Source organism: Fodinibius sp. (assembly GCF_041642155.1).
GTDB lineage: Bacteria > Bacteroidota > Rhodothermia > Balneolales > Balneolaceae > Fodinibius.
Genome location: NZ_JBEPWZ010000146.1, coordinates 1 through 7,121 on the forward strand (window position 1 = coordinate 1; position 7,121 = coordinate 7,121).

Here is a 7,121-nt window from a genome sequence, read left to right on the forward strand (position 1 = left end):
CCTGTTGCCGGAGTGGACGTACTGCAGGCTGCCGGCAGCATAAACGGTAAACTGACGCCCAATGGGCAGGATCTGATGGTATTCGAGGGAAAAGCCGATCTCGAGGAGGTAAATTATGATAACCAGTTTACAGCTCCGGAGGTATCCGGGGGACTTCGCTTCGGGCTTTCCGAAGAACCGGAATATATGGCGGACTTTGAAATTGTTCGTCCGGTCGTTGCGTCTCTTGACTTGCAAAATATCAGGCTGAAAACCGAAGGACAGCGGTCGGGCGCGGCATTTAACGGCACGTATGAACTTGAGCTCGCCGGCCGGCACCAAAACCGCATTCAGCAGGCAGGTGCGTACCGGGTGAGCGAAGATTCACTGATGATGGAAATGAACACCTTCGACCTGACGAGTAGTTTGCGTACGCTGTCGTTGCAAAAACCGTTTCATGTCGCATGGTCCAACAGCACCTTGCAGACGGATACCCTGCATATCCGTTCCGGCGACGGATCGTCTTATATGGAGCTGGCGGTACCCCATGCTGATTCGCTGCACCAAAAGGGGTATTTCCGAGCCCAGAAATTGAACCTGAAGGCCATCCAGGATGCGATATTGGATAAATCCTATCTCGACGGAGTGCTTATGGGCGAGTTTCGTGCAGACCGGACGGATACGAGTCTGGTGGCTACCGGGGACCTGCTGATGTCGAATGTACAATACGAGGAAACGGTGCTGGATACGTTCAAGCTGCAGGCCGATATTGACAATAGGCGACTTGAAGGTTTGATGGAATTGCACCAGGGAGGGGAGCTCATCGCCGAAGGAGATCTGGATATTCCCTTCAGGGCCGAGAACCCGGAGCTTTTGGAAGAACGCTTTTTTGAACAGCCGGTAAGCGGAAAGTTGGTACTGCATGCGATTGCATTAGGCCGTTTTGAAACCTTGCTGGAGCAGGCCGGATATGAAAATACGGAGGGGATCCTGCAATTCGAGGGAACCCTGGAAGGAGAAGCCGGGGAGCCAAAAATGGGAGCCACTTTTCATCTCAAAGAGGCAATGCTTTCGGGGGTGCCCATTGATTCGCTTGTCGCTTCCCTGGAATACCAGCACACGCAATCGAACCTCAATTTGAATGCTTCGCTCACCTCTCTTAATCAGAAAGCGCTGCAGGTCGACGCCCGGATGCCGCTGGATGTAAATTTGCGGAGCTGGGACGTTGGATTGCCCGGTCCCGAAGATAGCCTTTCGGTGAAGGTACAGACCAACCAGTTTAACCTGAAAGCCCTGAATGATTTTTTGAACCGGGACATGGTGCGCAATTTGCAGGGACGCGTGGACGGAATGGTTGACATAGAAGGTCCCCGCAGCGATTTGCAAACATCGGGGGAATTCAGTTTGCAGAAAGGAGCCTTACGAGTGGTTCCGGCGAATATCCGGTTGGATAATATTGTCTCGACAATCCGGTTCAAACCCGGTGAGATTGAACTGAGCAGGCTCAGCATGAAAAGCGGGAGCGGAGACCTGAATGCGGGGGGAACCGTGGCATTCAGTGAACTGGTACCCGGTGCTGTGAAGATGAATATCAGTGCCAAAAATTTTAAGGTGGCCAATACGGAGGAGTATAACGGGATTATTAATCTCGATGTGGTTGTGGGGGGGAGCGTGTCACAACCCAGTTTAAGCGGAACCCTGGATGTCATCAACGGGTTTGTGGAGTTGGACAATTTTGGCGAAAAATCGGTCGAAGCGGTGAACCTTGACACAACCGTGGCACCGGAACCCGATATCAGCCTGTACGATTCGCTGAGCCTGGATATGGATGTAGGGTTCAATCGCCGGTTTTTTGTGCGTAACCAGCGCTACCTGGCGATGGAGCTGGAACTGGAGGGACAAATTGACCTGTTAAAGGATGCCGGCGGCGACCTGCAGATGTTTGGTAACCTGAACACGTCCGATGGCTATGCGGAGCCTTTGGGGAAACGCTTTGAGCTGGAAGAGGGGGCCCTGGCATTTGCGGGGCCGGTCGATAACCCCGAAGTTAACATAAGGACCTTGTATGAGCCGCCGCAGACCGATCAGGAGATCAAGATATGGTACATTATTGAAGGCACCGTAGAAGACCCCCAGTTCAAGTATGAAAGCAGTCCCCCGATGGACTTGGCGGGCATTATCAGCTATACGCTGTTTGGACAGCCTTTCTACAAGCTTAATCCCGCAGAACAGAGCGTAGCGCGTACCAGCAGCAGTAATACGGCCGCTGATTTTGCTCTGGATGTGCTGATGGACCGGGTGGAGTCGCTGGCAACGCGTCACCTCGGCATCGATGTGGTGCGTATTGAAAATACCCGTGTAGGCGGGGAGAGCGGCACCTCGATCAGCACGGGTTGGTATATCAATCCCAAAGTGTTTTTTGCGATACAGAATGTGATTACCGGGTCAACTCCGACGACCGGTTTTTATCTCGAATATTACTTAAAAGAGAACTTACGGCTTATCCTGAGTCAGGGGGTCGACAACCGCCAGGGGATTGATATGCAATGGGAGTATGATTATTAATGTTGAGAGGCCTTTGCAAAACCGTTGTTTTGCCCAATCTCTACATTTTCGCGATTTCAAAATCCTCATGTATCGTTTATATATACACTCCGGTTTTGGAATCAATCAGGGGTTGGTATTTCCCGATGCTTCGGGACTGGTTTTTCAAAGGCCTCGTTGAGTTATTCAAAGCCCTCTTTTTAACTAATTTTGGTGTACTTTGGGAAATAGCTTGTTATTTTGCGGAACGTTAAAAAAATGATTTTTTAAATTTAATAATAGCATATATGTATAACGAAAGAGACAAGCAGTTAGCTCAAAAAATATTAACCTTCAGCTGTGAGCTGGAAGAGGGACAAAATGTGATGCTCCAGCTGGTGGGACTCAATGGAATCGGCCTGCTGCGGGCACTCGTCGAAGAGGTCCGGGCCATGAACGCCCATCCCTTTATCCGGATAGAGGATGCCGAAATTCGCCGTATGCTCGCTGAAACCGGTGACAAGGAATTTTGGAAGAATCAGGCGGAGGTAGACCAGCTTCCCCTGATGAAGCAGATGGATGCCTTCGTCGGTATACGCGCCTCGCTGAATATATATGAGCAGGCGGATGTCAGCAGGGAAGCAAATAAAGCATACGCCGATTACTTTGCCGATCCGGTCCATTTCAAGGAGCGCGTAAACAACACCAGCTGGGTGGTACTACGCTATCCTTCCGAAGCTTTTGCCATGAACGCCCGGATGCCGACGCAAAAATTTAGGGACTTTTATTATAAAGCGTGCCTGCTGGACTATGACGAGCTGGCCGAGGCCATGGAACCGCTGCAGGACCGGCTGGAGCAAACGGATCACATTCGGCTGAAGGGAGAGGGAACCGACATCGAGTTTTCGGTCAGGGATCAGACCTGGATTCCCTGCTTCGGCAAGCGCAATATCCCCGACGGAGAGCTTTTTTCCTCGCCCATACGTTCATCCGTAAACGGACATATCAGCTATGCCCCTTCGGTGTACCAGGGCAAGCCTTTTGAGTTTGTGAGGCTGGAAGTGCGCGACGGGGTTGTGGTCGATTTCGACTCATCCAATAACGAGGCGCTTGAGGAGATCCTGGATACCGATGCCGGCGCGCGCCAGTTTGGCGAGTTCAGCTTCGGACTCAATCCCGTAATCGAAGAGCCGATGTATGATATCCTGTTCGACGAAAAAATCTACGGCTCCAATCACCTGACACTTGGTAACGATTATGAAATAGCTCCCAATGGAAACGAAAGCAACATTCACTGGGACCTGGTCTGTATCGGCGCCGATGTGTATCTGGATGGGGAGAAAGTGAGAGAGGGACGCACCTTTATCGCGGATGACTTAAAGGGACTGAATCCGGAAAACCTGATACGGTAGCCTCCGTGCTTATATCAACAGAAGCCTTTGCCAAACCGTCTTTTGTCCAACGTCGGCGTTATCGGTCGGTTGAAATTCTGGCGTATGGGTTATTCCATCCTCCCTCTGGCCATGGCTTTTCCCGATACTTCAGGACTGGTTTTACAAGGGCTTCCTGCAGGTTATCAGTTTTAATCACATAATAAATAATTCAGATGTTCGTATATAATAGTTAAAACTTATCATATACGTCTACATACAAAATAAGAAGATCTGTTTTAGATATGGAAAAAAAAGGTTCTGTATTTAGAAAACTTGTCTTTTTGCTCACCCTTTTTCTGTCTCCGTTGTTGATTCTTGCCACGCCTCCCGATCAGGGGATTCTGCTGTATACGGCCTATACGAGTCAGTCTGTAACGCCGGGCAAAACGTTGACATACAATATTGAAATCATTAACGAGACAGAAAAGATACAAAATGTAAATCTTTCGCTGCGGGGCGTGCCCAACAGCTGGGAACCCTCCCTGACGGCGGGTACCAACAGCATCCAAAAGATCGCGGTAAAACCAAAAACATTTGAATCGGAAAATGCCAAAGAGGTTGAGCTCAAGCTGAACGTCCCACTCAAAATCAGCAAAGGATATTACACTTTCGAGTTATTTGCCGAGACCGACAGCGGCATGGAATTCCTGTTGCCCCTGAATGTTCAGGTTACCGAGCAGGGGGTGTTCCGGACCGAAATGCAAGTCGATCAGGCTAACATGGAGGGATATGCCGATTCCGATTTCAATTATAATTTCACGTTGAACAACCAGACTGCCCGGGAGCAGAACTACGCCCTCTCGTCCGCAGCCCCGCCGGGCTGGGATGTACGGTTCCGTGTGGGAGGCAACTATGCCACTTCGGTTGCGATCGGCTCGAACGAGAGCGAGAATATATCGGTGCAGGTAACCCCGCCCGAGCAGACAGAGGCCGATACCAGCGAGGTTGTCATCCGGGCCACTTCCGGCAGTACTTCGGCCCGGGATACGCTGGAGGCGGTTATAAAGGGTAAGTATGATTTAAATTTGTCAACCCCTTCCAGTCGGCTGAGCACGGAGGTAACGGCCGGGGGCGAGCAAACAATCGAATTGTTGCTGGAAAACAGCGGCACGGTCCCGCTGCGGGATATCTCGCTCAATGCTTCGGCACCCGCTGAGTGGAAGGTCGATTTTGAGAACGAAGAGGTAACCCGCCTGGGCCCGGGGAAAACCACCACGGTAGATGCGACCATAGCCGCCAGCAGCAAAGCCATTGCCGGTGATTACCGGCTGCAGATAGACGCCGACACCCCGGAGGCCTCATCGGAGGCCACCTTCCGGGTAACCGTCAGCAAATCAATCGTATGGGGATCAGCGGGGATCTTTATCATCCTTGTTGTAGTCGGCGGAATTGCTTTCCTGTTTAAAAGATACGGGAGGAGATAGCCATGAGCGATCCCATAATCAGGATTGAACATCTGGTAAAGGATTACCGGGATGCCAGGGCCGTGGATCAGCTGGACCTGGAGATTGAAAGAGGAGAGATCTATGGACTGCTGGGTCCCAACGGTGCGGGAAAAACGACCGTTATCCTGACGCTTCTGGGACTTACGGAACCGACCTCGGGCCGGGTTACGGTCAAGGGATACAATGCGACATCGGAACCGATCAGGGTAAAAACTGTCACCAGCTACCTGCCCGACGAGGTGGGCTTTTCCGGAAACAGTACGGGGCTGGAAAGCCTGGTCTATACGGCGATGTTAAACCGGGTTCCCCGGGAGAAAGCGGTCGAATCCGCCCAGGATTTGCTGGATATTGTGGGCCTGGGAGCAGTCGGAGATCAGAAAACAAAGACGTACTCCAAGGGAATGATCCAGCGGCTGGGCCTGGCCGATGTGCTGATCACGGGCCCGGAAATCATCGTGCTTGACGAACCCACCATCGGCATCGATCCCAAGGGCATTAACGAGTTCCTGGATATGATCAGGAGCTGGAGCAAAGAACAGGGTATTACCGTGCTCTTGTGTTCCCATCTTCTGCACCAGGTCCAGAAGATATGTGACAGGGTAGGTATACTGGTAGAGGGACAGCTGCTGGCGGAGGGGAATATCCACGAGCTGGCCAATGAGCTGTTTGGCGGCCGGGAGGCCTCCATTACGGCGGAAGTCGATCCCGTGACCGATGGCTTGATCAGTGAATTGAAGCAAACGGAAACGATACGACATGTTGAGATGGATGGAGGGCTCATCAGGATAAAGGGAAGGCGAGAGGCGGCCCCCCTGATTTCGCAAGCGGTGGTGCGTAATGGCGGAAATTTATACCGGCTCTGGTATAAAGAATACGGACTGGACGAAATCTATCAACATTATTTCGAAGGAGGTGGAGTAAAGCAATGACCATGGATACCGATACCGTGAGACCGTTCTGGGTGATGGTACAAAAGGAAATTTCGGATCACGTCAGAAGCTGGCGGTTTATCATCCTCGTCGCCCTGATCGTATTGACGACCAGCGGATCCATCTACACGATATTATCCGTTATTCAGGATAACCCGGCCCAGCTCAGTGCGGACACCACGTTTCTCTATTTGAAGATATTTACCGAATCAATCAATAACCTCCCCCCGTTTATAACGCTTATCGGCTTTCTCGGACCGCTGGTCGGGATTGCCCTGGGATTTGATGCGGTAAACTCTGAGCGGGACAAAGGGACCTTGAGCCGGGTTATCTCCCAGCCGATCCCCAGGGATTATTTTATCAACAGCAAGTTTGTGGGGGCCCTGATCGTGATTTTCGCCCTCATTTTTGCCCTGGGTTTTCTGGTGCTGGGTCTGGGCATGCTGTATATCGGACTGGCTCCCGCCGCAGAAGAACTGGTGCGAATTATTGCATTCCTGGTTTTCACCTGCATCTATGTCGCTTTCTGGCTGAACCTCGGGATCACCTTTTCCATTGTGTTTCGCCAGTCATCGACCTCCGCCTTATGTACGCTGGCCATCTGGCTTTTCTTTACTGTCTTTTATTCGATGCTGGTCAACTTTCTGGTCAGTGCCACCACCTATAGCAATTATGCGGCCCGGACGCTTACGGTGATGCTGTCCAGGATATCGCCCGAATTTTTGTTTAACGAACTGACGACCATCCTGCTAACCCCGTCCATCAGGAGCCTCGGGGGACTGAGTTTTGAACAGGTGTCCGGTACAATCCCT

5 protein-coding genes are annotated in these 7,121 nt (G+C 51.4%); all 5 read left to right on the plus strand.

Going from position 1 to position 7,121, the window contains the following annotated elements:
- On the plus strand, window positions 1-2,544 hold a 2,544-nt coding region (locus ACESLU_RS09375; RefSeq protein ID WP_372638330.1), incomplete at its 5' end, for a translocation/assembly module TamB domain-containing protein.
- A 266-nt stretch (window positions 2,545-2,810) separates the two neighbouring features.
- Window positions 2,811-3,914 carry an aminopeptidase gene (locus ACESLU_RS09380; RefSeq protein ID WP_372638332.1) on the plus strand — a complete coding sequence of 368 codons (1,104 nt, stop codon included), beginning with the start codon at window positions 2,811-2,813 and terminating at the stop codon, window positions 3,912-3,914.
- Between the two features lie 263 nt (window positions 3,915-4,177).
- Window positions 4,178-5,359 (plus strand): NEW3 domain-containing protein, encoded by a 1,182-nt coding sequence (locus ACESLU_RS09385; RefSeq protein WP_372638334.1) that lies wholly within the window; start codon window positions 4,178-4,180, stop codon window positions 5,357-5,359.
- 2 nt (window positions 5,360-5,361) lie between these two features.
- Window positions 5,362-6,309 (plus strand): ABC transporter ATP-binding protein, encoded by a 948-nt coding sequence (locus tag ACESLU_RS09390; protein WP_372638336.1) that lies wholly within the window; start codon window positions 5,362-5,364, stop codon window positions 6,307-6,309.
- Window positions 6,310-6,311: 2 nt separating this feature from the next.
- The coding region (locus ACESLU_RS09395) for an ABC transporter permease (protein ID WP_372638338.1) at window positions 6,312-7,121 on the plus strand (810 nt) is incomplete at its 3' end.

What these genes read in the sequence shown, in the direction of transcription:
- ACESLU_RS09380 (WP_372638332.1), top strand. Translation starts at nt 2,811, where the DNA reads ATGTATAACGAAAGAGACAAGCAGTTAGCTCAAAAAATATTAACCTTC.
- ACESLU_RS09385 (WP_372638334.1), top strand. Translation starts at nt 4,178, where the DNA reads ATGGAAAAAAAAGGTTCTGTATTTAGAAAACTTGTCTTTTTGCTCACC.
- ACESLU_RS09390 (WP_372638336.1), top strand. Translation starts at nt 5,362, where the DNA reads ATGAGCGATCCCATAATCAGGATTGAACATCTGGTAAAGGATTACCGG.